Annotated in this window: 24 protein-coding genes, 2 tRNA genes and 1 pseudogene; 6 read left to right on the top strand and 21 right to left on the bottom strand. The window is 59.7% G+C overall.

The window, feature by feature from the left end; genetic code table 11:
- Positions 1-71: 71 nt before the first annotated feature.
- From GR198_RS07685 to GR198_RS07700, 4 genes and pseudogenes are all read right to left on the bottom strand, one after another.
- Positions 72-494, bottom strand: coding sequence for a nuclear transport factor 2 family protein (locus tag GR198_RS07685; protein WP_130707546.1), 423 nt, complete (start codon positions 492-494; stop codon positions 72-74).
- Between the two features lie 177 nt (positions 495-671).
- A complete protein-coding gene (gene tig / locus GR198_RS07690; RefSeq protein ID WP_029873104.1) occupies positions 672-2156 on the bottom strand; it encodes a trigger factor in 1485 nt (494 codons plus the stop codon).
- 200 nt (positions 2157-2356) lie between these two features.
- Positions 2357-2441, bottom strand: a tRNA-Leu gene (locus GR198_RS07695).
- Positions 2442-2594: 153 nt separating this feature from the next.
- Positions 2595-2972 (bottom strand): annotated as a pseudogene (locus GR198_RS07700) (GDYXXLXY domain-containing protein); the annotation flags it as partial.
- A gap of 12 nt (positions 2973-2984) precedes the next feature.
- On the opposite strand from GR198_RS07700, the gene GR198_RS07705 reads away from it, so the two are divergent.
- Positions 2985-3068 (top strand) — tRNA-Leu (locus GR198_RS07705).
- Between the two features lie 175 nt (positions 3069-3243).
- Here the strand turns inward: GR198_RS07705 and GR198_RS07710 are convergent.
- The gene (locus GR198_RS07710; protein ID WP_029873102.1) at positions 3244-3672 is read right to left on the bottom strand and encodes a MarR family winged helix-turn-helix transcriptional regulator; all 429 of its coding nucleotides are present in this window, start codon (positions 3670-3672) and stop codon (positions 3244-3246) included.
- 362 nt (positions 3673-4034) lie between these two features.
- Here GR198_RS07710 and GR198_RS07715 point away from each other — a divergent pair, with 362 nt between their 5' ends.
- Entirely contained in the window at positions 4035-4574 is a 540-nt protein-coding gene (locus GR198_RS07715) for a hypothetical protein (RefSeq protein WP_029873101.1), read from the top strand.
- 307 nt (positions 4575-4881) lie between these two features.
- Here the strand turns inward: GR198_RS07715 and GR198_RS07720 are convergent, their stop codons facing one another.
- From GR198_RS07720 to GR198_RS07735, 4 genes are all read right to left on the bottom strand, one after another.
- Positions 4882-5814, bottom strand: a complete 933-nt coding sequence (locus tag GR198_RS07720; protein ID WP_164068160.1) for a hypothetical protein — start codon at positions 5812-5814, stop codon at positions 4882-4884.
- A gap of 376 nt (positions 5815-6190) precedes the next feature.
- Positions 6191-6778 carry a phage terminase large subunit gene (gene terL / locus GR198_RS07725; RefSeq protein WP_164068275.1) on the bottom strand — a complete coding sequence of 196 codons (588 nt, stop codon included), beginning with the start codon at positions 6776-6778 and terminating at the stop codon, positions 6191-6193.
- Positions 6779-6823: 45 nt separating this feature from the next.
- Entirely contained in the window at positions 6824-7414 is a 591-nt protein-coding gene (locus tag GR198_RS07730; protein ID WP_029873098.1) for a GDYXXLXY domain-containing protein, read from the bottom strand.
- A complete protein-coding gene (locus GR198_RS07735; RefSeq protein WP_029873097.1) occupies positions 7411-8514 on the bottom strand; it encodes a DUF2157 domain-containing protein in 1104 nt (367 codons plus the stop codon). The genes GR198_RS07730 and GR198_RS07735 overlap by 4 nt, the downstream gene beginning before the upstream one ends.
- Positions 8515-9386: 872 nt before the next feature.
- Here GR198_RS07735 and GR198_RS07740 point away from each other — a divergent pair.
- The 3 genes from GR198_RS07740 to trmFO all read left to right on the top strand — a co-directional run bounded on the left by GR198_RS07740 (position 9387) and on the right by trmFO (position 11498).
- On the top strand, positions 9387-9533 hold the full coding sequence (locus GR198_RS07740; protein ID WP_003539019.1) for a DUF1127 domain-containing protein: 147 nt from the start codon (positions 9387-9389) through the stop codon (positions 9531-9533).
- Positions 9534-9827: 294 nt separating this feature from the next.
- Entirely contained in the window at positions 9828-9971 is a 144-nt protein-coding gene (locus GR198_RS07745) for a DUF1127 domain-containing protein (protein WP_003539017.1), read from the top strand.
- Positions 9972-10064: 93 nt separating this feature from the next.
- Entirely contained in the window at positions 10065-11498 is a 1434-nt protein-coding gene (gene trmFO, locus GR198_RS07750; RefSeq protein ID WP_029873096.1) for a methylenetetrahydrofolate--tRNA-(uracil(54)-C(5))-methyltransferase (FADH(2)-oxidizing) TrmFO, read from the top strand.
- Between the two features lie 89 nt (positions 11499-11587).
- Here trmFO and GR198_RS07755 read toward each other — a convergent pair whose 3' ends face one another.
- From GR198_RS07755 to yajC, 5 genes are all read right to left on the bottom strand, one after another.
- On the bottom strand, positions 11588-12055 hold the full coding sequence (locus GR198_RS07755) for a hypothetical protein (RefSeq protein ID WP_029873095.1): 468 nt from the start codon (positions 12053-12055) through the stop codon (positions 11588-11590).
- Between the two features lie 70 nt (positions 12056-12125).
- Positions 12126-12983 (bottom strand): phytoene/squalene synthase family protein, encoded by an 858-nt coding sequence (locus GR198_RS07760; RefSeq protein WP_029873094.1) that lies wholly within the window; start codon positions 12981-12983, stop codon positions 12126-12128.
- 2 nt (positions 12984-12985) lie between these two features.
- On the bottom strand, positions 12986-13372 hold the full coding sequence (locus GR198_RS07765; RefSeq protein WP_003539009.1) for an Mth938-like domain-containing protein: 387 nt from the start codon (positions 13370-13372) through the stop codon (positions 12986-12988).
- A gap of 4 nt (positions 13373-13376) precedes the next feature.
- Positions 13377-15917: a protein translocase subunit SecDF gene (secDF, locus tag GR198_RS07770; RefSeq protein WP_029873093.1), complete on the bottom strand. Its 2541-nt coding sequence runs from the start codon at positions 15915-15917 to the stop codon at positions 13377-13379.
- 45 nt (positions 15918-15962) lie between these two features.
- Positions 15963-16310 (bottom strand): preprotein translocase subunit YajC, encoded by a 348-nt coding sequence (gene yajC, locus GR198_RS07775; protein WP_003539006.1) that lies wholly within the window; start codon positions 16308-16310, stop codon positions 15963-15965.
- A gap of 310 nt (positions 16311-16620) precedes the next feature.
- Here yajC and GR198_RS07780 point away from each other — a divergent pair, with 310 nt between their 5' ends.
- A complete protein-coding gene (locus GR198_RS07780; protein WP_029873092.1) occupies positions 16621-17493 on the top strand; it encodes an ATP-binding protein in 873 nt (290 codons plus the stop codon).
- Between the two features lie 142 nt (positions 17494-17635).
- Here GR198_RS07780 and GR198_RS07785 read toward each other — a convergent pair whose 3' ends face one another.
- The 7 genes from GR198_RS07785 to GR198_RS07815 all read right to left on the bottom strand — a co-directional run bounded on the left by GR198_RS07785 (position 17636) and on the right by GR198_RS07815 (position 24070).
- Entirely contained in the window at positions 17636-19237 is a 1602-nt protein-coding gene (locus GR198_RS07785) for a M23 family metallopeptidase (protein WP_032984250.1), read from the bottom strand.
- 241 nt (positions 19238-19478) lie between these two features.
- Positions 19479-20132 carry a protein-L-isoaspartate(D-aspartate) O-methyltransferase gene (locus GR198_RS07790; protein WP_011651660.1) on the bottom strand — a complete coding sequence of 218 codons (654 nt, stop codon included), beginning with the start codon at positions 20130-20132 and terminating at the stop codon, positions 19479-19481.
- The gene (gene surE / locus GR198_RS07795) at positions 20129-20902 is read right to left on the bottom strand and encodes a 5'/3'-nucleotidase SurE (protein WP_027666036.1); all 774 of its coding nucleotides are present in this window, start codon (positions 20900-20902) and stop codon (positions 20129-20131) included. Before surE ends, GR198_RS07790 begins: the two co-directional genes overlap by 4 nt.
- Before the next feature lie 4 nt (positions 20903-20906).
- Positions 20907-22190 (bottom strand): serine--tRNA ligase, encoded by a 1284-nt coding sequence (gene serS / locus GR198_RS07800; RefSeq protein WP_029873090.1) that lies wholly within the window; start codon positions 22188-22190, stop codon positions 20907-20909.
- Between the two features lie 201 nt (positions 22191-22391).
- Complete coding sequence (tatC, locus tag GR198_RS07805) at positions 22392-23219, bottom strand: twin-arginine translocase subunit TatC (protein WP_029873089.1); 828 nt, start codon at positions 23217-23219, stop codon at positions 22392-22394.
- Complete coding sequence (tatB, locus tag GR198_RS07810) at positions 23216-23827, bottom strand: Sec-independent protein translocase protein TatB (RefSeq protein ID WP_029873088.1); 612 nt, start codon at positions 23825-23827, stop codon at positions 23216-23218. The genes tatC and tatB overlap by 4 nt, the downstream gene beginning before the upstream one ends.
- A 51-nt stretch (positions 23828-23878) precedes the next feature.
- Positions 23879-24070, bottom strand: coding sequence for a twin-arginine translocase TatA/TatE family subunit (locus GR198_RS07815; protein ID WP_017960199.1), 192 nt, complete (start codon positions 24068-24070; stop codon positions 23879-23881).
- Positions 24071-24252: the final 182 nt, after the last annotated feature.

Here is a 24252-nt window from a genome sequence, read left to right on the forward strand (position 1 = left end):
CATGTCGCTAAAGCGCGCCGCATGAATCAAGTTTGACAACGCGCTTTGAAGGCTCCAACTTTGTTGGCCGTTTAAGCGACTTGGATCATCTTGGTCGTCTCGGCCACTTGCAGCGTGTCTACGAATTCGACGATCTTGACCGGTTTCCCATCTCGGAAATGGATCTTGTCGACGAATTCCGTATGAAAGCTCACGCCCGATGGGATGTGCCTGACCTCGCCTTCGCGGTGGGCAAAGACCATATGCTCATCCGCGTCCACATAGATGCCGGCTGTCCTGATATTCGATAGATCCCATACAGTGATAAGCTGCGTTATCGCTTGGCGAAAATCATGCCCGCTTGATTCAGTCGAAAAAGGCGCCAGCGGGGTATTGCCGACCATGCGAAAGGTGCAATTCTCGCCGATCAGCGCCAGCGTAGCTTCGACATCGCCACGGTCACGCACAGCATAGATTTCCTCGACGAGCTTCTTCATGTCGTGCTTTGCGGTCATTTTCAGGTCCCTCCACCATCAGCGAAATCTGCATCTAATTATACTTCAATGCAACTCTTTGTTGTTCCTGATGAATAAACACAATGGAGTAGGCGTTCCAGAATGAACTGACCTGGACAATAGAAAAAGGCCCCGCACGATGGCGAGGCCCTTCCAAACTTCTGAACTGAAAAGCGATTATTCGGCGCTTTCGTCAGCCGCCTTCTTCTTCGGAGCAGCCTTCTTCTTCGGTGCGGCTTCTTCGCCTTCACCGGCGTCAGCTGCTTCGGCCTTGGCGGCAGCCTTCTTCTTCGGTGCTGCCTTCTTGGTTTCGGCCTTCGCTTCGCCTTCTTCCTCGGCGAGCAGCTCTTCCTTGGTCACCTTCTTGTCGGTGACGTCGATTTCGGTCAGCAGGTGATCGATGACCTTCTCTTCGAAGATCGGTGCGCGGATCGAAGCGGCGGCACCTGGCTGGCTGCGGAAGAATTCGAGGATCTGCTTTTCCTGGCCCGGATACTGGCGCAGCTGATCGTAGATGGCGCGCTGCATCTCGTCTTCGCTGACCTCGACGCCGGCCTTTTCGCCGATTTCGGAGAGAACGAGACCGAGGCGAACGCGGCGCTCGGCGAGCGTCTTGTATTCCTCGCGAGCCTTCTCCTCGGTCGTGTCTTCGTCCTCGAAGGTCTTGCCGGACTGGGCGAGGTCGTTGTTCACCTGGCTCCAGATGCCGTTATATTCGGCGTCGACGAGCGAGTTCGGGGTCTCGAACTTGTACATCTCGTCGAGCTGGTCGAGGATCTGACGCTTCAGCTTCTGGCGGGTCAGCGAGCCGTACTGCGATTCGATCTGGCCACGGACGATCTCCTTCAGGCGGTCGGCGGATTCGATGCCGAGCTTGGAAGCGAGTTCATCGTTGATCTCGACAGCGGCGGGTGCGGCGACTTCCTTGACTGACACGTCAAAGGTCGCTTCCTTGCCGGCGAGGTTCTTGGCCGGATAGTCGGCTGGGAAAGTGACGGTGATGGTCTTCTCGGCGCCGGCCTTGACGCCGACAAGCTGGTCTTCGAAGCCCGGAATGAAGCGGCCGGAGCCGAGCACCAGTTCGGCGCCCTGGTCGGTGCCGCCTTCGAAGGCTTCGCCGTCGACCTTGCCGACGTAATCCATGGTGATGCGGTCGCCATTCGCGGCCTTGCCGGTCTTGGTCTCATAGGCGCGGGCGCTTTCGGCGACCTTCAGGACCTGCTCATTCACTTCGTCGTCCGAGATGTCGATGACTTCGCGCGTGACCTTGATGCCCTTGACCGACTTCAGTTCGATGGGCGGCAGAACTTCATAGGAGAGCGTGAATTCGAAATCCTGCTCGGCGGCGAGGATCTTGTCGGCTTCGTCCTTGTCTTCCGTCATGGCGATTTCGGGCTGCGTGGCCGACTTCTCGCCGCGGCTGGACAGGATGGCGGCCGGCTGCTCGCGGACGATCTCGTTGACGAGGTCGGCCATGATCGACTTGCCGTAGACCTTCTTCAGGTGAGCGGCAGGTACCTTGCCCGGACGGAAGCCGTTGATGCGAACCTTGTCCTTCACATCGGCAAGACGCTCATTCATCTTGTCTTGCATGTCCTTGGCCGGGATAACGACCTTGATTTCGCGCTTCAGCCCTTCAGCGAGCGTTTCGATAACCTGCATGTCTTCCTACCTTCATTTCGTGGCGGCCGTGCCCAGACGCCGTTCGTTTCGATGAGCACGACGCCGGCGATCCTGCCGCGCGTGGCTTTTCCCAATTCCATATCATTCCGCCCAAAGCGGAATGGCACTCGCGGGCTATTCGGGACAACTCTCAATTGTTCTGGAACAACCGATTCTTAGTCTCCCGCCTGCAAACAGCTTGGTGCGGGTAGAGAGACTTGAACTCCCACGCCTTGCGGCACCAGAACCTAAATCTGGCGTGTCTACCAATTTCACCATACCCGCGTTCACAAAACCGCATGCCTATGCCTGCGCATGAGGCCTTCCGGAGCGCGGCGTCTCTATATCACCCGATTTGGTCGAGGCAAAGGAAAAATGAACGGTAAATGACAGGGGATTTGCGGCCCAGGAGCCGCCCTGCCCCGAAGTGCGACGCGATCAGTAAAGCGGCTCGTCGTAAACCGGCTTGCCGTCAACGAGCAGGCTGCGGATCTGTGCGCTTCCATCAGGCGAGACACGAACTGCGATGGCGACGTTGCCGTCATTGCGGGCCGCCTCGATCGGCTTGCCCTCGCCTTCGGGAACATAGTAGCGCTCCATGCCGTATTCGACACGCATGCTGTCGCCGGCGGCAAGTCCGCCGCTATAAAATGGCTGGCTGCGCAGGATCACGGTCTCCGGCTGCGGAGGCAGTTCGTGAAAGGACGATTCGGTCACCGTCCAGAAACCGTCCTCCTGCTTCTTCAACCGGACCCATAACACCCGTTCGCCGGCCTCGGCCGGAATGCCGCCGGAAACCGTCTGCACAGGCATCGCAACTCCTTCGTTGCCCCGTGGCGGAATTGGTAGACGCACTTGGTTTAGGTCCAAGCGCTGAGAGGCGTGGGGGTTCGAGTCCCTCACTGGGCACCACCCTTTGCTTTGGAGATAATTTCCTGCCACTCAGGTGGTGGATCATTAGCTCCGATGGTGAGCCACGGGGCCATATAATCGGCAGCTTCTTTCGGCCAACCAGCGGCCTCAAAACACTTCCGCCACACGGCAGCCAATTGTCCCCGAAATAGGGGCGGTATGGGCTTTTCCTCCCTCACTGAGCACCATTCTGAAACGAGGCGTCTATCTTCTCCTCGCTGGTGCCCATTAGCTGTGCTATGCGGGCAGCCAATAGTTTCCCATTAGGGGTCAAGAAGCAGACCACATTGCGGCGATCGCTGGGGTCACGCTCACTCTTGACGAGCTTGAGGCCTTCCGCATCGCGGCGAACGGCCTTTACACCGAGGTCACCTAGAGCTCGGCTTACAGACGGCTGTGGGATGCCTGTTATCTTTCTGATCTCGGAGGATGCTATGCCCTCCTGCGATGCGATCACGAGGAAGACCTCGAAGGTCTGCACCGACATGAGTGACTTCTCGTCTTGGAGCTGGCGCACCTCATTCATGACCGCGCTCATGCGCGAAAACAGTGCCTTAACCGTCTTTGTGTTGTTGCCGGAGCGGATAAGCGTGCCCTTGAACATTGAATGTTCTCCTTTACATTCACCAGTGAATAACACTAGATACAGCTTCGCCGCTGTACCCAGTGCTACCCACCAACCCCCAAGGGTTGATGCTAGCGTCTTCAATTGTCAAAGAATCGAGCGGCCAGTCTGCCCCTCACCCGCCGCCTCAGGCCGACTTAAGCGCCCCGATTTGGTGAGAGAAACATATTCACTAGTGGATCTATTGTAAGGTGGCACATTTTAAGTGCGGCCTCCATTTCACATAAGCCGTTGAAAACGAGTCGATATTTTTGTTGAACAAAGACCAGAAAATGCTTTGCCGATAGATTTCGAAGCAATCGCGCGATAACTTCGTTGCAAACGGTCGTGAAGGACTACCTATGGATTACTTTTGGAAAGCGTGGGCGATTTTCGGCAGAGGCGAATTCGGCTCCTTCCTTGCTTTACTTGGGTTCGTCTTCGCGTGGTGGCTTGGAAGAAACCAACATCTATTTACCCACTCAACCCGCAGGAAATACAAAAGGAGTGTCGAGAAGCGACTCGAAAGAATATCTGAGATTCATTGGCTCAAGGATAGAAATCTACACACAGTCTGGATCGTACAAGATCACGCAAGGGGTTTATATTTCTTGGTACTCGGCGCGATTTTCTTGATGCTCGCGTTGTGGTTTTTTGACCACGGGGAAACCTCTGCGACGGTAGTGGGGACTATCGCTCTGGTAGTTAGTGCGGGTTCCATGTTCATGTGGGCCCAAAAGTCAGGTAGGGCGTTCGATGATCTCATATCACTTCATTCTCCAATCACAACGATTGAAAAATTATCGAAAGAGATTGGTGAGACAAATAAGGGCTTGCTTCTGACCGATGCCGAAAGGACTAAAGTTATGCGTGAAATTGAACAACTGAAGGCGAGACTTTAACAGCCAAAAGGCATTATCACCCCAGAAGAAACAGACGCATAGTTAATCGCCGATGAGGTGTCGATACCGAACTAGTTCGTAACGAGACTATCAAATGCAGATCAATCATCTGCCACAGGTAGTAATTATTTCAATGGCTTAGCCATCGTGTGTCACGTTGATGTAGCATTGGTGGCAGCCCAAGGGTCGATTGCGTGCCGTCGAGGGGCCACGGGGGGAACTGCCGGTTCCTTATATCTGATCTGGCCTCAGAAATTTTTGCTTCAGAAATTTTCGTCTAGGGCACGTCCCGCGCCCCCGGTACGACTTACCACCGTCCACCGAGGTTGACCGCACCGCTATTGCTGCGGATGCTGGTGTGTAACGTTTCTGTGGCAGCGATCAGAAAGTCCATCAACTGATGAGCGAACTCTTGGAACGACGGCGTGTGAAAACCAAACTCTTCTGCTATATCGTACGCCTCTTTGCGCTGCTCCTTTGTGAGCTGGTGACCGTTCCTAAGTAACTGAATCACCACCTCGTGTATCGTTCCTTCCGATTTAAGGCCGATAGACGTCGCCAAAGCGACGAGCTTTTCGAGAGCAGCCTTCCCTTCTTCTGGCGTGACCCAACCACTGGTGATCGGTGTCCAGAAAGACCAGTCCAGAAATACTAAGGTTCGAGTGTTGCTCATCTGCCATGGGCGCTCGCGGTGGACGATCATCTTGTTCCGATATAGGCGCGGTAACGCGTCGAGCCAGAGAATGCTCTGTTTGTGAGATTGCCAGAGGGTGGCGAACGGTCCTTGGCCGTCATCCTTAGCAATGTGAATGAAGCTGCTTTTCGAGGGGCGCGGCACTCCTAGGATGTGGCCAGCAACTTGCGCCCAAACGTCGAGCAGCATGCCTGTGAAGATAAGCAACGTTTGAAAATCCAGTGCAATCCGATCACTCAAACTCTGCGCTTCAGTGTGCAGTTCGCCATATGTCAATGGAGCGTGTTGTGCCTGCGGGCGAACGAGATCAAGTGTCAGGTCGGCCTTCAAGAGGAGCACGCGAGTGTCATATAATCGCTCCACGATTATCGCGATCTCTCTGCACCGCTGAAGCGCATGCGCATTCTGATTGAAGAGGAGGTATGATCCCCTCAGAGGCCCGAATACCTCTTGTAGAAGCTCGGTAGTAGTTTTGATATTTGTTTCGGCGCGAGACATCTTCTCACTGAAATCGTCCCGACTTTGCAGGTGCTTCAACAAATCCACTAGGCCGTCCTCTACTTCATTCGAAGTACCTTGACACCTGATGATCGAGCGGTAGCGAGATTATTAGGTGGGCGCGCGTCAGTTGCCCGTGGCGAGCTTCAACAGGCCGCAGAGCAGCCCAACGCCCAACACAAGGGCGATCATCCAGCGGTCGCTCTTTCCCCACCATTTCAACATCGGTTTCCCCTATAGGTCTCCTTAGAGATTCTTGGGGGTTATCATGGTGGTGGATCGGGGGTCAATGCACCCTCGTCCTTCATAAAGATCATCTGGAGAGAGGAACTCTTTTCATCAGTCCCTCCTCTCCTCATCCTTTATTCCTTGGTCTTCCCCTCTCGGGGTTCTCCTTAAGTGGGTGGTAATTATAGGTTGGTCTTCAACCGATGTTGCACCACCTCAGGTCGCTGTCTGTGGGTGCCCCGAAGATGTGTTCGGAGAAGCTCCTCAGCTCCTGTTCGAGCAGCGCTGCCTTGTGTTCGTCAGCGGTCTTGTCGGTGTCTCGGGCCATATGCTCGACCCAGTAGGTCACAGCGATAGCCAGGGCATCAAGTCGGTCGTCGTTGATCAGGGCACCCCGATCTCGGGTGACGCGGGTGAGCTGGTAAAAGAGTTGCCGATGGGGCTCAGCCTCGTGGTCACGCTTGATGACCGCAGCGTCGACTATGAGACGATGCTGGTTGAGGAGAGGCTCGAGAACGTCGCAGATGCGGCGCTCCTTCTGGGTCGAGTGCTTGACCTCCTCGATGGTCACCGGATGTACGCGGGTGAACACCGGCTTCAGGAGCTGGGTGAACACGCCGTCGCCGAAGTTGGCTTCGACGATCACGCGGTTGACGTTGTGGGTCTTGCCCAGCACCGCGAGGGACTTGAGCGTTGCCTCGGAGCAGCCTTCCTTGAACCCGCCGGAGGCAACGAGATCACCCGATTTGGTCGAGGCAAAGGAAAAATGAACGGCAAATGACAGGGGATTTGCAGCCCCGGAACCACCCTGCCCCGAAGTGTGACGCGATCAGTAGAGCGGCTCGTCGTAAACCGGCTTGCCATCGACGAGCAGGCTGCGGATCTGTGCGCTTCCATCAGCCGAGACACGCACTGCGATGGCGACGTTGCCGTCATTGCGGGCCTCCTCGATCGGCTTGCCCTCGCCTTCGGGAACGTAGTAGCGCTCGATGCCGTATTCGACACGCATGCTGTCGCCGGCGGCAAGTCCGCCACTATAAAATGGCTGGCTGCGCAGGATCACGGTCTCCGGCTGCGGAGGCAGTTCGCGAAAGGACGATTCGGTCACCGTCCAGAAACCGTCCTCCTGCTTCTTCAACCGGACCCATAACACCCGCTCGCCGGCCTCGGCGGGAATACCGCCGGAAACCGTTTGCACCGGCACCGAGGAAATGTCGTAATTCAAGACGACGTAGTCGCCGCGCAGGAAATCGCGCGGATCGACGGGCGCCGTCTTCAGCAGCACTTCGGCGCCATCGCTGAGGATCGACGCCCGGCTCTGGATGATCGTGCCGAGGATAAGCGTCTGCAGACCGGCGACGATGATGGCCGAAAGCAGATAGCCCTTACCGGATTGCAGTTTTGCCATGAACGAGTTCATGCCCGCTCCCCCTGTGCATTCGCCGAAAAACGCCGTTCGAGACGGATGACCATCCAGGCAACCAGCGCGACCACGAGACCGGAAAAGAGGAAGAGGCTCGACGTGCCGAGGATCGAGCCGACGGTGACGGAGGCGAGATAGAGCATCTCCGCGGCAAAGGTCGCGTAGGCGAGATATCGCACCGCGCCATTATCCCTGCCACGCAGGACGATCGCCAGCACGGAAGCGGCAAGCGTCACCACTCCGAGCACCACCAGCCCCCAGCCATCCTCGATCTCGATATGCAGCAGCAGGAAGCCGATTACGGCGACGAGGAAGCTGTAGAAGGCAGGAGCCGCACCGGCGCTTCTGACCAAGGAGGCAATAGGCCGAAGCGGCAACGCCGTCAGGACGAAGGCCGCCATGCCGCCGATTGCAAACGCAAGCGCCACGGCGATCTCCTCATAAAGAGTATAGAGCCAGGCGAGCCAACCGATCAGCAGCAGGTAGGCCAGATGGCGGGCTCGCTCAGCGCCGGTATACCGCACCAGCCCGATGACGATCACCGCCATGGCGGGCGCCATCCAGGGGTTGAAACCTATCCAATGCGTGTCGTTGTTTTGAAGATAGACGGCGAAGGACGCCCAGGAGAGGAAGCCGGCGACGACGGTCACGGCGCCCGAACGGAACAGGATCGCCGAGACCGTCGCAATCGCGAACCACAGATACATCACCGTCTGCTCGTCCCCGGAGAGGTGATACATCTGCCCGACCAGCGAGATGGCGCCGCCGAAACTCATCGCGCCGATGACCAGCAACCCGCCTGCGGCCGCTGTCGCACCGCGGGCAAGCATCCGGGCGGCGGCGATATGCACGAACCAGATCAGGGCAAGGATGCCGCCCACGCGCACCAGGCGCGGGATGGCCTCCCAGTTGGAGGCGACGACCAGCAGGATGGCAGCTGCAAGCAGCACCGCTGCCAGCGCCATCAGCACCCTGCCGAGGCTGAAGCTTGCCGGGCGGCTGTCATATTCGGCGAGAAGCGCACCTGCCGTTTCCTGCCCGAGCAGGCCCTTGCCCACCCAGAGCGAGAGATCCCGCTCCAATCTGCCGCGATACATGCTCAACCCCTCGATTTCCGCAACGTCGACTGCGGCGCTGCAGCTCACGCCGTTATAGACGCAGCACGGGTGTTCGCAAACGCTCTTGCGACAAATATACAAGTTCCTCATTGGTCTAAATAGTATCGAGTGTTAACCGGCCGCTAACGTCAGAAGCACTAATATAAGCCTATGGACGGAGAGGTATGCGATCTCTGCATATCCCTCATGAAATTATTGCACTGCACAATACTCATTAGTCATACTATTGATCAACACATCGAAGCACGGGGATGGCGCCCCGGCCCGGCATTAGCCGGAGGCCTGCGGATGCTTTGTCCGTGACGAGATTCGTAGCCGCGCACTCCTCCTCCCAGCGCGCTGCGATAGACTGGCAACACTCCTCCTCCCAGTTGTCAGTCACCATAACGCGCCCGCCGGATCCTCCCCCGGCGGGCTTTTTTGTTTAGTCAAAGCTTCATTAAAACCTTGGCGGCGAGAGGATTTTCGTCCCATGGCGCCGTCATGCCATATTGTCGTCACGCCGACCCACCAACCCCGCGAAGGGGTGGGCGACTTCCAATGCGAAACGGAACGCCTCTTTGCAGCGGAAGCACGGGCGGAATCACCGGAGGAAGCAGCGTTTTCTGTTATGGCACCCCATTCGCCTCTCCCAATCGAACTGCTTTCTCAAAAGTCATTCTGCCTATTCGTTGACCAAAAAATGGTAAGTCTGCGTCAAATACCCTTTGAGCATTGCATAGCTCGCATAGGTGATCTGAAAACTTGTCTGTTTTAGTCTTTCGCGTTGCAACATATATTCGGGTCATCAAATAGAGGTCAGCGCCGATCGGTGGCTGCTGGCGGATGAAACCCTCGGAAAGGGGCTTAACATGAACTTCTCTCGCTCTTTCAATAACTGGCGCAAGTATCGTCAGACCGTCACGGAACTCGGCCGCATGACCAACCGCGAATTGCACGATCTCGGCATCGACCGTTCGGACATCCATCGCGTTGCCCGTGAGGCTTCTCACCGCTAATTCCAGGCGATCACTGCTCCTCCCAAGCACGATTGTTCTCGATCGAAACGCCCGCTGTACCCACAGCGGGCGTTTTCTTTTGTCTGCACGTGGTGGCCGCGGCGGTTGCAGGTTTTTCCCACTCGTTAGCCCGCTCAAAAAATATCCTCTGCTTAATTGAAGAGCATCATAGTGCACAATTGCATGGCAGACGCCTTTTATTTGCACTGCACAATCGGACGGTTCTCGCCTATATAAACATCAACCGCAGAGAGACAGGCGATCCCGCCGTCCCGCGGACATAGGAAGAAGACAATGAACCCGATCCGCATTGCAAGAAGCTGGCTCAGCTACCGTCGTACGCTCAATGAACTCGGCGGCCTTTCGAACCAGACCCTGTCCGATATCGGCGTTAGCCGCTACGACATCCGGAATATCGCATCCCGCTCGTTCCGTTAATAGCGAGTACGATGCTTCCAAGACGGCGCCCAAGGGCGCCGTTTTTGATTCCAGGGTGTTGGATCGCACCTGCCGACATGATATCAGCCCGGAATGAACACGATTTCCTCCTATTCCCCCATCCACGTCGTCGGCGGCGGGCTTGCCGGTTCGGAAGCCGCCTGGCAGATCGCCAGTTCCGGCGTTCCGGTCATCCTGCATGAAATGCGCGGGGTGCGCGGCACGGATGCGCACAAGACCGACGGTCTTGCCGAACTCGTCTGCTCCAACTCCTTCCGGTCCGACGATGCGACCAGCAATGCCGTCGGCGTCATCCATGCTGAGATGCGCATGGCGGGCTCGCTGATCATGGCCGCTGCCGACCGGTGCCAGGTACCGGCCGGTGGTGCGCTGGCCGTCGATCGCGATGGCTTCTCCGAGGCGGTGACCAAAGCGGTCCATGACCATCCGCTCATCACCGTCGTGCGTGAAGAGGTCACCGGCCTGCCGCCAAAGGATTGGGATCTTGCCATCGTCGCCACCGGACCGTTGACGGCGCCGTCGCTCGCGAGCGCCATCCAGACGGAAACCGGCGAGGATTCGCTCGCCTTCTTCGACGCTATCGCGCCGATCGTCTATCGCGAGAGCATCGACATGGATATCTGCTGGTATCAGTCGCGCTACGACAAGGTCGGCCCCGGCGGGACCGGCAAGGATTACATCAACTGCCCGATGGACGAGGCGCAGTACAATGCCTTCGTCGACGCGCTGATATCCGGCGACACGGTCGGTTTCAAGGAATGGGAGGGCACGCCTTATTTCGACGGTTGCCTGCCGATCGAGGTGATGGCCGAACGCGGCCGCGAGACGCTGCGCCACGGACCGATGAAGCCGATGGGGCTGACGAACGCGCATAATCCGACGGTCAAGGCCTATGCCGTCGTGCAACTGCGGCAGGACAATGCGCTCGGCACGCTCTACAATATGGTCGGCTTCCAGACGAAGCTGAAATATGGCGCGCAGGCGGATATCTTCCGGATGATCCCGGGTCTGGAAAATGCGGAATTTGCCCGTCTCGGCGGTCTGCACCGCAACACCTATATCAACTCCCCCACCCTGCTCGATCCGTCGCTGACGCTGAAATCGCGGCCCGGTCTGCGCTTTGCCGGCCAGATCACCGGCTGTGAGGGTTATGTGGAAAGCGCCAGCGTCGGGCTGATGGCCGGGCGTTTCGCCGCCGCCGAACGCAAGGGCGAGGCGATCTCGCTACCGCCGGCGACGACGGCGCTCGGCTCGCTGCTCGGTCATATCACCGGTGGGCACCTCGTCACCGACGAGGAGCCGGGCAAACGATCGTTCCAGCCGATGAACATCAATTTCGGGCTGTTTCCGGAGCTCCAGCCGGGTTCGATCGTCAAGCCCGAAGGCGTCAAGCGCTTTCGTGGCAAAGACAAGACGATCATGAAGCGGCAGCTGATCGCACGCCGCGCGCTTGCCGACTGCGCGGCCTGGCTCGGTCAAGAATCGACGCTTGCCGAAAGCGCCTGATCGGCGCTTTCAAGCACGTCGCGCTCGAAGACTTTGCTTTTATGCATGTCACCATCCCAAAACCCATGCACACTTTTGGGCGACATGTATTATTGCTTGTTCGCCGCCGAAATATTGTCGGCCGGCAGGTCCTTATCCGGCTCGGCGATATAATTGCCGAGCAGCCAGAGCGAAACCTCCGAAGCCTCCTTGGCGGAAGCGAATTCGAAATCGCCGTTGTGATGGGGTGCATCGAGGAAGTCGATCACCAGTCCCCTGCCCGTTTCCGAGCCCACGACGCGCACCCGGCCCGGCTCGATCAGGTGGCAGGAGAAATGGCGCGACATGTTGCGCATGAAGCCGGCCTTGTTGTCGTGCAGGCGCACAAAGACGGCCTGGCCGCTTTCCGTCGCCTGCAGCTGACGGATCGCCTCGTTCGGAAAGGCACGGCCGAACTCGATGATGGCGAGGCCCGTGTCATGCAGGCCATCTTCCTTGTTCTGCGCGGCCATGCGCGTTGCCACGAAAGCAAAGAAAATGACGATGGCGAAAAGGACGCACCAGACGATAATGCCCACGCCGAGTCTCCGTTCAAAGGTAGCGGTCGAAGCCTTGTAACGCGCGAGACTTGCGCGAATTTGACCGATATCAGATTTTTCGGCGTGCTGCAGCCAGCCCCATCCGCAGCTGGCGGCGCCACTGCGGCGGCTGCAGCGGCCGGTCGAACAGCAAGGCGCCGCGTTTCTGCGCCTTGACGAGCACCGGTTCGGCAAGCGTCGCCGGCAGGAAGGCTGGAAAGACGGCAGGCGCAATCGACCCCGCCGCCCTCGCCTTTGCCAGATGTTCGCGACCGAGGCCGGCGAAGGCCTCGATGGCGGCAGAGATGCGCGGCCGGTCTTCGCCGGCGACGAAGGCATCGCGGTCGAGACCGGTGGCCGAAAGGATCTGCAGCGGAATATAGATCTGGCCGCGGCGGCGATGCAGCGGCATCAGCAGCAACAGCCCGGCGACCGCCTGGGCGACGCCGGCATGGCCGGCGGCGTCGGCCGAGCGTGCGGCCTCCTCCGGCGAAAGCACCAGGCTTGCGAGCTGAATCAGCGCCGATGCCGTTTCGCCGGCATAGCCTTCAAGCGAAAGACGTGTCTCCATCGGATCGTCATAGAGATCGAAGGTACGGGCCTCGATCATGTCGATCAGCGTCTTGCGCGGCAGGCGGTGCGTTTCGATCGCGGTGAGAAGGGCTGCGGCGACGGGATTGGCCGCCGTCGAGCCGTGTGCGCTGCCTTCCAGGAGATCGTGCCAATATTGCAGCCGCACCTCACCGGGCAAGGGCTCGTGAACGAGATCGCGGATGCGGGCAAGCTCGGCGTTGAAGGCGTAAAGAGCTGCAAGCGCGCCGCGCTTTTCCTCCGGCGACAGTAGACAGGCGAGATAGCGGTCGCGATCGCTGTCACGCAGCATCGCCAGGCAGATGTCCTGGTTGGTCGCAATATGCGCTTCAGTCATCGTCAGACCGCAATCAACGCCGCGGCGACCGCACGTTGCTCGGCGAGCATGATATTGAAGGTGCGCACTGCAGCCCCGGTGCTCATCGGATCGGAGGAGATGCCGCGCGACTTCAGCGCCAGCCTCAATTCTTCGGGCAGACGGCGAAGCTCGGTTCCGGTACCGACGAGCAGAACCTCGATATCGGCGGCCTCATCCAGCACCCGGCGAAAATTTTCAGGCGAGAGCGGTTTCGACATGTCCATGTCCCAGCCATGAATGCCGGAGGGCAAGCAAAGGATCGAGCCGCGATGCGACATGTCGGCAAAACGAAAGCCGCCATTGCCGTATGCATCGATCGGAGCGCGCCCAGGGAAATGCGCGGCGCGGATTTCTATGCCTTTTGCCATGTTTTCAAACCACCGTGCCGGATTTTACACCAGCATCCGTCTTGTTGCTCTCTTCCCCGTCGGGAGCCTCCGGCCGCAGCCGGAAGACGATCAAGACAGGAGCGGCGATATAGATCGAAGAGAAGGTGCCGAGAGCGACGCCGAAGAGCATCGCAAAGGTGAAGGAACGGATGACTTCACCGCCGAAGAGAAAGAGCGCCAGCAAGGCGATCAGCGTCGTCGCCGCGGTCAGAACGGTGCGCGACAGCGTCTGATTGATCGAAGCATCGATCAGGATCGGCAGCGGCATCTTCTTGTATCGCTTCAGATTCTCGCGCATTCGGTCGTAGACCACGACCGTATCGTTCAGGGAATAACCGACGATGGTCAGCACGGCGGCGACGCTCGTCAGGTTGAACTCGATGCCGGTGAGGACGAAGAGACCGAGCATGATGATGACGTCGTGCAGCGTGGCGACGATGGCGCCGACCGCGAATTGCCATTCGAAGCGGATCCAGATGTAGATCAGGATCGCCGCAAGTGCTGCAAGCACGCCAAGCGTCGCCATCATCGTCAATTCGCCCGAGATGGCGGGACCGACGATCTCGACGCGGCGAAAATCATAATCTTCCTGGAGCTCGCCGCGCACCAGCGTCGCCGCCGACTGCTCGGCATTTTCGCCGCCGCCCTGGGAAGCGATGCGGATCCGCGCGTTCGCCGGCCCGCCCGTGCGCTCGACGCTGATCTCACCGAGATTGAGATCATTGAGGCGCGCGTTGAGATCGGCGATGTCGGCATTGCCCTGCTTTGCCGTGACCTCGATGAGCGAGCCGCCGGTGAAATCAATGCCGAGATGCAGGCCGACGGTGGCAAAGGCGGCCATGGCGATCAGCGAGATGACCGCCGACGCCGTAAAGACATAACGGCGGATCCCCATGAAGCGGATATTGGCGTGTTCGAAAAGATGGGTCAGCACGCTCTTCGGCAGATGCCGGGGATGGCGCCTTCTCAACCAGACGGCAACAATCGAGCGCGTCAGCGTGAATGCCATGAAAACGGTCGTCAGGATGCCGATCGCCAGCGTTACCGCGAAACCGCGGATGGATTCGCTGCCGAGGAAGAAGAGGATGATGGCAGCAATGAAGATTGTCACATTGGCATCGACGATCGTTGCGAATGCGCGCGAGAAACCACGACCGGCGGCCTCCGCAAAGGAATGGGTGGTTTTTTCCTCTTCGCGGATCCGCTCATAGATCAGAACATTCGAGTCGACCGCCATGCCGACGATCAACACGATGCCGGCAATCCCCGGCAAGGTGAGCGTCGCGCCGGCAAGGCTGAGCACCGCGACGATGAGGATCAGGTTGAGGAAGAGCGAGGCGACGGCGATGAGGCCGAGGATGCGATAGAGCGCGATCATCAATGCCGCGACCAATACGACGGCGACGAGGCCGGCAACGAGACCGTTGAAGATGGAATCGGCGCCGAATCTCGGGCTGATGCTGCGTTCCTCAACGCTGGTCAGCGTCGCCGGCAAGGCGCCGGCGCGCAGCATGATCGCAAGGTCGCGGACGCCATCCTCGGAGAAGTTTGCCGAAATCCGGCCCTCGCCGCCGGTGATCGCCGCATCGATGACCGGTGACGACATCACCTGGTCGTCAAAGACGATGGCAAGGTGCTTGCCGATATTCTGCCCGGTCACTTGGGCCAGCCGCTGCGTGCCTTCGGCATCGAGACGATAGGCGATCGAGGTATCCTGCGTCTGTGGATCGACGACAGGCTCGATATCGACCATGTTGCTGCCGGTGATGAAAGCCGTGCGGTCGACGAGATACGGTACCGGCGGATCGTCAAGCGAATAGAGCACCTGCGATGTCGCCGGCCAGCGGCCGTTCAGCGCCTCCTGTCCCGACATGCTTTCGTCGATCAGGTGAAAGGAAAGCTTGGCCGGCTGGTTGAGGATGTTCTTCAGCCGCTCCGCATCGATCGATCCCAGCACCTGCACGACGATGCGGTCGGCGCCATCGGGGCGAACGAGGAAATTATCATTGCCGAATCCGGCGATGCGGCGGCCAACGATATCGAGCGAGCGGGTCCGGGCGGAAGCGACGTCAGCAGTAATGCCGGCGTCGGAAATCTGCAGCGAGAGCTGCCCCTCTTCGCCCTGCTGCAGCGCGACCTCAGGTCCCGAATGACCGCCAGCCGTCGTCAGAGGCTTCAGGAGATCGACCGCCGCCTGTGTCTGGGCCGCATCGGTGATGCGCACGGTAACGGTCTGGTCATTGCCGGTCAGCCCGGTATAGCGGATGCCGGCGCCGCGCAGCGCGTTGCGCACATTCGCGACCACCTCTTCCAGGCGGTCCCTGACGATATCGGAACGCTCGACCTTCAGAACGATATGCGAGCCGCCCTGCAGGTCGAGACCAAGCACTACGCGGTCGTGCCGCAACCAGTCCGGCAGGGAGGATCGCTGCGCCTCAGTCAGCAGATTGGGCGCAGCGATGACGATGGCCGCAAACGCGGCCAGCCAAATCAGAAGTGTTTTCCAGCGGGAAAAATGCAACATTCTCTCGACGATCTTCCGATCCGGCGGTCCTGCCGTTATCGCTTGTTACGCCGCGTCGGCCTTGACCGGTTCACCCTTGACGCGAATTTCGGAGATGCCGCTGCGGACGATGCGCACGCGCACGCCGTCAGCGATCTCGACTTCGACTTCCTTTTCGTCGATCACCTTAGTGACCTTGCCGACGAGGCCGCCACCGGTGACGACCTGGTCGCCGCGACGGATCGCCTTCAGGGTTTCCTCACGCTTTTTTGCCTGTGCGCGCTGCGGACGGATCAGCAGGAAGTACCAGACGACCATCAGCGGCACGAACAGGATGATCATTTCGAAACCGGAGCCGCCGAATCCCGTTGCGGTATCGGTCGCGCTCTGGGCGAATGCCGGGGTGATGAACATGCTAAACTCCTCAGGCTTGGGCGGCGGAACTCCGCCTCTCTTTTCAGGTTGCCGGACTATAGTTACGGCTTCGATGAATGCAACAGAAACAGCCGGAAACCGTACCGATTCCGCTGCCTCATAACCTTTCCGCCACCAAAACGCCATGCTAAAGCGCGTCGCATCGAACTTGATCGATGCGACGCGCTTTAGCTCTTTTGTTTTCAAGCATGTCGTTATCCCGGAACCGCTCCCCGCTTCCGGGCGACATGCATTAGCGGCATCGAAAGATCAAAGCGGATTGCCGCAGTGAGACATCAGGAGGCCACCGATGACCGAGGAAATCAACACAGCCCTACTTGCCGAGCTGAAGCGGCTCGCAGACGCCGTCGAGCGTCTTGCCGGACCGGCACCCGCCCTCAACGACTGGGATGCTGCCGACTGTTTCGTCTGGGCGCCATTGCGCCAGCATCTGCAGCCGGTCAGGAGGCCGAACCGGGTGGCGTTGACGCTCATCCGCGGCGTCGATCACGTGCGCGACATCCTGCACGAGAATACGGTGCGTTTCGCCGAGGGTTATGCCGCCAACAATGTGCTGCTCTGGGGCGCGCGCGGCATGGGCAAATCCTCACTGGTCAAGGCCGTGCACGAGGATGTCAGGCGCGAGAGCAGCGCCTCGCTGAAACTGGTCGAAGTCCACCGCGAGGATATCGCCAGCCTTCCCAATCTGCTCGACCTCCTGAAGGACACGCCGTACCGCGTGATCGTCTTCTGCGACGATCTCTCCTTCGATCACGACGACACCGCCTACAAGTCGCTGAAGGCGGCACTCGACGGCGGCATCGAAGGGCGGCCGGACAATGTGCTCTTCTACGCCACCTCCAACCGGCGCCATCTCCTGCCGCGCCACATGATGGAAAACGAGCAGTCGACGGCGATCAATCCGTCGGAAGCGGTCGAGGAGAAGGTTTCGCTTTCCGACCGCTTCGGCCTCTGGCTCGGCTTCCACAAATGCAGCCAGGAGGATTATCTCGGCATGATCGACGGCTATGCCGATCACTTCAAGCTCGGGCTCGAACGCGACAAGATGCATGCCGAAGCGCTGGAATGGGCAACGACGCGCGGTGCACGCTCCGGCCGCGTCGCCTGGCAGTATATTCAGGATCTGGCCGGGCGCATGCGGGTTCACATCGACCGGGGCTGAAGCGCGTCGCGCCAATCGGAATTCATGCGGCGCGCTTATGCACGTCGTTCTCCCAAAACCGCTACCCACTTTTGGGCCGCATCCGTCAAATGACAAAAGCCCGGCTGGCGGCCGGGCTTTTGCGTTTCCTGGTACGCTATACCTATTCCAGGAAAGTCATCGGGTTGACCGGGGACGCATCCTTGCGCACCTCGAAATGGACCTGCGGCTGCTTGACGTCGCCGCTCATGCCGGAGACGGCGACGGTCTGGCCGCGCTGGATCTTCTGGCCGCGGGCGACGCTCAGCGTATCGGCGTTGCCGTAGACGGTGACGGTACCGTCGTCGTGACGGACGAGAACCGTGTTGCCGAGTTCCTTCAGGCCGTTGCCGGCATAGATGACGACGCCGTTTTCGGCAGCCTTGATCGGCGTGCCCTGCGGTACCGAGATGTCGATGCCGTCATTGCGGTTGCCGTTGACGTTGGCGCCGTACGAAGCAATGACCTGGCCGCGCACCGGCCAGCGATATTTGCCGATGCCGGTCGATTCCGGCGCGGCGGAGCTGACGTCCGACTTCTTCTCGACATCGTCGACGGTCTGCGTGGCGGCCGGCGCCTTATAGGGTGCGGGCTGAACGGAAGCCGTCTGCTGGGCAGCCGCCGGCTGGGTCGGCTTCGGATCGACCTTCTCGGCCGGGATCGAGGCGGTCTTGATATTGTCGGCGGTGCCGTTCGGGATCTTCAGAGCCTGACCGATGCGGAGCGAGCTGGCCGAAAGATTGTTGGCAGCCTTGAGGTCGTCGACATTGCTACCGGTCGCCTTGGCAATCTTTGCCAGGGAATCGCCTTGCTTGACGACATAGGTGCCGGCAGGCGCCTTCGGATCCTTGCCGGCGCCGGCGGGAAGTTTGCCGGTGACATCGCCACTCGCCAGCGTCTTGTCGCGGGCGGAATTGGCGCCCGGAACGACGGCGACGTTCTGCTCAGGCGCCTTCGGCGCCGGCATCTTGCCGGGCTTGGAAAGGTCAGCCGCCTGCGATGCTGCCTTGGCGGCATTGCCGCCGTTAAAGGTCGGGATCAGGATCGCCTGGCCGGGCTGAGCGGCAGATGCCGTCTTCAGAGCATTGACGCGGAGGATTTCCTTTTCCGGTACGCCGAAACGCCTGGAAAGCGTGGCGATGTTTTCACCCGGACGCAGCGTCACCGACGGAGCGTTGGTCGCGGACCAGCCTGAAACCTTCGGCGTCGTGCCTGTCGTCAGCGTATCAGGCGTCACCTTGGGTGCCGCCGGCGCCACCAATCGGGGCCTTTCGGCCTGCGGCGCAGCTGGGAAAGGCTGGGCGAGCGCAACTTCCTTTTCCCGCTGCCGGGACGGAGCAACGGCCGTCGGCGCGGCCAGCTCTGAACGCTGCACTGAGACCGGCGCGGAAGCGAGACGTGCGCTCGAGCTCGACGTGCGGGTCGGATCGTAACCCTGGCGGGCGGGATAAGGCTGGTTCAAAGCGTCATTGCCGCCGCCGTAGCCCGACTGGCTGGCAACGGCCGAACTGCTAAGATCGGCGCGCGGCACAGGATCGCCCTGAGAACCGTTCATATTCCTGCGCGGAATGGAACTTGTGGTGATCTGGTCCTGCCCGGAGGAGGAAAACAAGCCGCCAAACCGTGTCACATCGGAACTGCAGCCCGTTGCGGCACTTGCCAGCAGGCTAATGACCAGAAGATTACCGGCCGACTTCCCGAACTTTGGCGAAAGACTGAAACGCATGACTCGACCCACTGAGAACGCAACCATTTGTGAGTCTATTAAAACGCGTTAGTATTACCACGCAGTTAAGATGCTGGAATCAGTGCGATTTTTTTGAGAAGTTGATAACCATAGCTTACGGGTGAAAAATCGCAGTGTGCCGAGCATGATGCCGAAAAGTCTCGGCGGTTCTCGGACGAGATCACGCGCGCTCTTTTCTGATGGCAAATCTCAGGCCTGTCCGGCCTGAAATCATCCACGTTTACAGCAGCGAGGCAAGACGCGGAACGATCGGCAGATAGGGCGCTTCGAACAGTTCCTCGCGTTCGAAACGGCTGCCGGTTTTCGTCAGCCGCACCATCCGACACTCGTTCTCGGAAATCATCAGCGGCGCGATCATCGAGCCGCCGGAAACGAGCTGGTCGGTATAAAAGCGCGGCATCGCGTTGAAGGCGGCCGTCACCAGGATGCGGTCGAAGGTGCCCTCACCCTGCATGCCGGCACTGCCGTCGGCCTGGCGAATGACGACACTGCGCAGACCAAGCGATTCCATGCGCCGCTGCGCGGCTGATGTCAGCGTCTTGTAGCGGTCGATGGACAGAACACGCTCGGCCAGGCGGCCCATCACGGCGGCGGTAAAGCCGCTTCCAGTGCCGATCTCCAGGACGCGCTGGCCGGGCTTGAGCTTCAGGTGATGCAGGATGCGGACGGCAAAATCGATGCCTTCGAGGAAGGAACCGCATTCGATCGGGATCGTCCGGCTCGAATAGGCGTCGTCGGCGAATTGCGGCGGCACGAACAACGAACGCTGCGTCTGCTCGACCGCCGTCAGCAGATCGAGGTCCGAGATGCCTTCGGCACGCAATCTGAGGACGAGCGCCGCAAAGCCCTCCTTCTCCGCCAGTCTTGCCGTCAAATTTGTGCTCCGTATCCCAAGGCCCGCGCCACGCGGTCCGTCACGGAATAATCGGTCAGATCCAGTTTCAAAGGCGTTACCGAAATCTTATTATGCTTCAGGGCGTGAATATCGGTGCCTTCGACGAAGGCGCCGGCGCGTTCGCCAAACTTCAGCCAGTAGTAGGGAAAGCCCCGGCCGTCGGAGCGGGCGTCGACCTGCAGATTGAAGGCGAGCTTGCCCTGCATGGTCACCTCGGCGCCATCGACTTCGTCGGGACGGCAGTTCGGGAAGTTGAGATTGAGGAACGTGCCCTCCGGCAGGTCCAGGACCATCAGCTTTTCCAGAAGAGCCGGCGCATGCGTCTCGCAGACCTCCCAGGGCACGATGCGCGCACCGTCCTCATAGAGATAGGCCTGGCTCAGCGCGAAGGAGCGCACGCCCTGCATCGTTCCCTCGATGGCGCCGGCGATCGTGCCGGAATAGGTCACGTCGTCGGCAACGTTCGAGCCCGAATTGACGCCTGACAGGACGAGATCCGGCTTGATGTCCATCACCTGCCTGATGCCCATGATGACGCAATCGGTCGGCGTGCCGCGCAGGGCGAAATGCTTGTCAGAAATCTTGCGCAGCCGCAAAGGTTCGGAGAGGCTCAGCGAATGGGCCAAGCCGCTCTGGTCGGTCTCGGGCGCCACGATCCAGACATCGTCGGACAGCGTGCGCGCGATCCGCTCCAGCGCGGCAAGACCTTCGGCGTGAATGCCGTCGTCATTCGTAAGCAGGATGCGCATCGCCTCAAGCCGCCCGTTCGATTTTGGCCAATCCGCCCATATAAGGCAGCAAAACGTCCGGAATCGTGACCGAACCGTCCTCGTTCAGATAATTTTCAAGGACGGCGATCAGGCAGCGGCCGACGGCCGTGCCGGAACCGTTCAGCGTGTGGACGAACCTGTTGCTCTTGTCGTCCTTGCCGCGGTAGCGCGCATTCATCCGCCGGCCCTGAAAATCGCCGCAGACCGAGCAGGAAGAGATTTCACGGAAGGCATTCTGTCCCGGCAGCCAGACTTCGAGATCGTAGGTCTTGCGCGCGCCGAAGCCCATGTCGCCGGTGCAAAGCGTCATGGTGCGGAAATGCAGGCCGAGGCGCTTCAGCACTTCCTCGGCGCAGGCGGTCATGCGTTCATGCTCGGCAACGGCGCTCTCGGCATCGGTGATCGAGACGAGCTCACATTTCCAGAACTGATGCTGGCGCAGCATGCCGCGCGTATCGCGGCCGGCGGAGCCTGCTTCCGAACGGAAGGATGGCGTCAGCGCGGTGAAGCGGAGCGGCAGCTTTTCCTGATCGAGGATTTCCTCGCGCACCAGATTGGTCAGGGTCACTTCGGCCGTCGGAATCAGCCAGCGTCCATCAGTCGTCCTGAAGAGATCCTCGGCGAATTTCGGCAGCTGGGCGGTGCCATAAACGGCCTCGTCGCGCACCATCAGCGGCGAGCTGACTTCGGTATAGCCGTGCTCGCTGGTGTGGAGATCGATCATGAACTGGCCGAGCGCGCGCTCGAGCCTGGCGAGCGGCCCGGTCAGAACCGTGAAGCGCGAGCCGGAGAGCTTGGCGGCGCGCTCGAAATCCATATAGCCGAGCGCTTCGCCGATTTCGAAGTGCTCCTTCGGTGCGTGGTTCCAGCGCGGCTTTTCGCCGACGGTGCGGGTGACGACATTGTCATGTTCGTCCTTGCCGACCGGGACGTCGTCGAAGGGGATGTTGGGGATGCGCGAGAGCGCGTCGCTGAGTTCGGCCGTCAGTTGCCGGTCCTCTTCCTCGATCGCCGGCAGCAGGGTCTTGAGTTCAGAGACCTCGGCCTTCAGTTTCTCGGCCAGCTCGCCGTTCTTCTGGGCCATCGCCGCGCCAATCTCCTTGGAGGCGAGGTTGCGGCGGGACAGCAGGTCCTGCGCCTTCTGCACGGCTGAGCGGCGCTTTTCATCGAGGGCAACGAGACTTTGGGCAAGAGGCTCCGCGCCGCGCTTGGCTAGGGCGGCATCGAGCGCTTCGGGATTCTCACGGATCCATTTGATATCGAGCATCGTCGTTCCAGGTCGTTGCAACAGAGGTGGCCCGGCCAAAGCCTGATCTGGCCTCGACCGGATGTTACAGCGCCGCCCGGTCTTTTCAGACGCGCAAAGGACACCGCAACACTTTGAATTGCTGCCTAATTCCTTAAACCGATTCCGATTTAAGGATTACGCAGTCGGCGGCCTTCATGAAGGGATTTCCGGGATCGCCGCTCAGACGCTGTCCGTCTTGGCAACGTCTGCGGATCCGGTTTCCTTTTCGACCGCCTGCCGGGCACGCTGGCGCTCCACGAGTCGCGCCGCATAGATGGAAATCTCGTAGAGAAGGATCGTCGGTATCGCAAGGCCGATCTGGGACATCGGGTCCGGCGGCGTCAGCACGGCGGCGACGACGAAGGCGAGGACGATGGCAAACTTGCGCTTTTCGGCGAGCCATTGCGACGTCAGAAGACCGACACGGGCGAGCAGCGTGGTGATGACAGGCAGCTGGAAGACGAGGCCGAAGGAGAAGACCAGCGTCATGATCAGGCTCAGATATTCCGAGACCTTCGGCATCAGCGAGATCGCTATCTCGTCATGACCCGGCGCCTGCTGCATCGACAGGAAGAACCACATGACCATCGGCGTGAAGAAGAAATAGACGAGCGCGCCGCCCATCAGGAACAGCACCGGCGAGGCGATCAGGAACGGCAGGAAAGCCTGACGCTCGTTCTTGTAGAGGCCGGGCGCCACGAACTTGTAGACCTGGGCGGCGATGATCGGGAAAGCGACCACAAGGCCGCCGAACATCGCCACCTTGACCTGAGTGAAGAAGAATTCCTGCGGCGCGGTGTAGATGAGCTGGGCCTTCTCGACGTCGAGACCAGCCCACTGGACCGCTGTCTTGTATGGGATGACCAGATAATTGAAGAGATTCTTGGCAAAAAAGAAGCATGCGATGAAGGCGACGAAAAACGCGCCGATCGACCACATCAGCCGCGTGCGCAGCTCCATCAGATGCTCGATCAACGGCTGCGGCTTGTCTTCGATATCACCGCTCATGCCTCGTCCTTCTTTGTCTGCACAGGCTTCTTCGGCGTTGCAGGCTTCCTGACCGCCGTCGTGCGTTTCGGCTTTTCCACAGGCACGGCAACGGCGGCCGCAGCATCGACTTTGTCGGCAGGCTTGACGCGCGGCTTGCGCACGGCCTTCGGCTTGGCGGCAACCGTATCGGCTTGCACAATCGCTGCGGCGACCGGTTCCGACGGCGCAGGTGTCGCTACCAATGGCGGCGTTTCCGGCAAGCTCATCGACGGCGTCGGGGCTGCGACAGCATCGGGAGGCACCTCGGTCTTGTTTTCCGTGACTGTGGTCGCCTTCTGCAGGTCGGCCTTGATCTCGTTACCCATCTGGCGGAGCGGGTTCATCGCCTCGCGCAGGCTGTTGACCGGGTTGAGCTTCTGGGCGTCGCTGATCGTCTGGCGGACATCGTCAAGCTCGGCTTCGCGCAACGCTTCATCGAACTGCGCACGGAAATCACCCGCAACCTTGCGGGCGCGCTGCGTCATCTTGCCGAAAGCGCGCAGCATCGGCGGCAAATCCTTGGGACCGACGACCACGATCAGTACGACCGCGATGACCAAAAGCTCGGTCCAGCCAATATCGAACATGCAAGGCTCCTGGACGGGAAGCGCGGGGGCTGCGCTTTTTCCCGGACTTGGTTACTTCGTTTCGTCGGCCTTGTGATCGACGGTCTTTGCCGTATCCGGCGCGTCTTCGTCCGTCATGCCCTTCTTGAAGCTCTTGATGCCCTTGGCAACGTCGCCCATCAGTTCCGGAATCTTGCCACGACCGAACAACAACAGCACGATGACCAGAACGATCAACCAGTGCCACATGCTAAAACCACCCATTACGCTAACTCCCTGTTTCTATGTTCCCACGATGTAAGGATTTCCGACACCGTTTCCAACATCAAGCCCTTTGAACTGCGCTTAATGTCACGGTATCGCCCTTTATGACAAGCCATTGACCCGCCGAAAAGTGCTGGCTCCATTGTTTTCGCCATGCATGGCAAAAGCAAGACGCAAGCCCC

The sequence above is a fragment of the Rhizobium leguminosarum genome, assembly GCF_010668065.1.
Classification (GTDB): domain Bacteria; phylum Pseudomonadota; class Alphaproteobacteria; order Rhizobiales; family Rhizobiaceae; genus Rhizobium; species Rhizobium leguminosarum_S.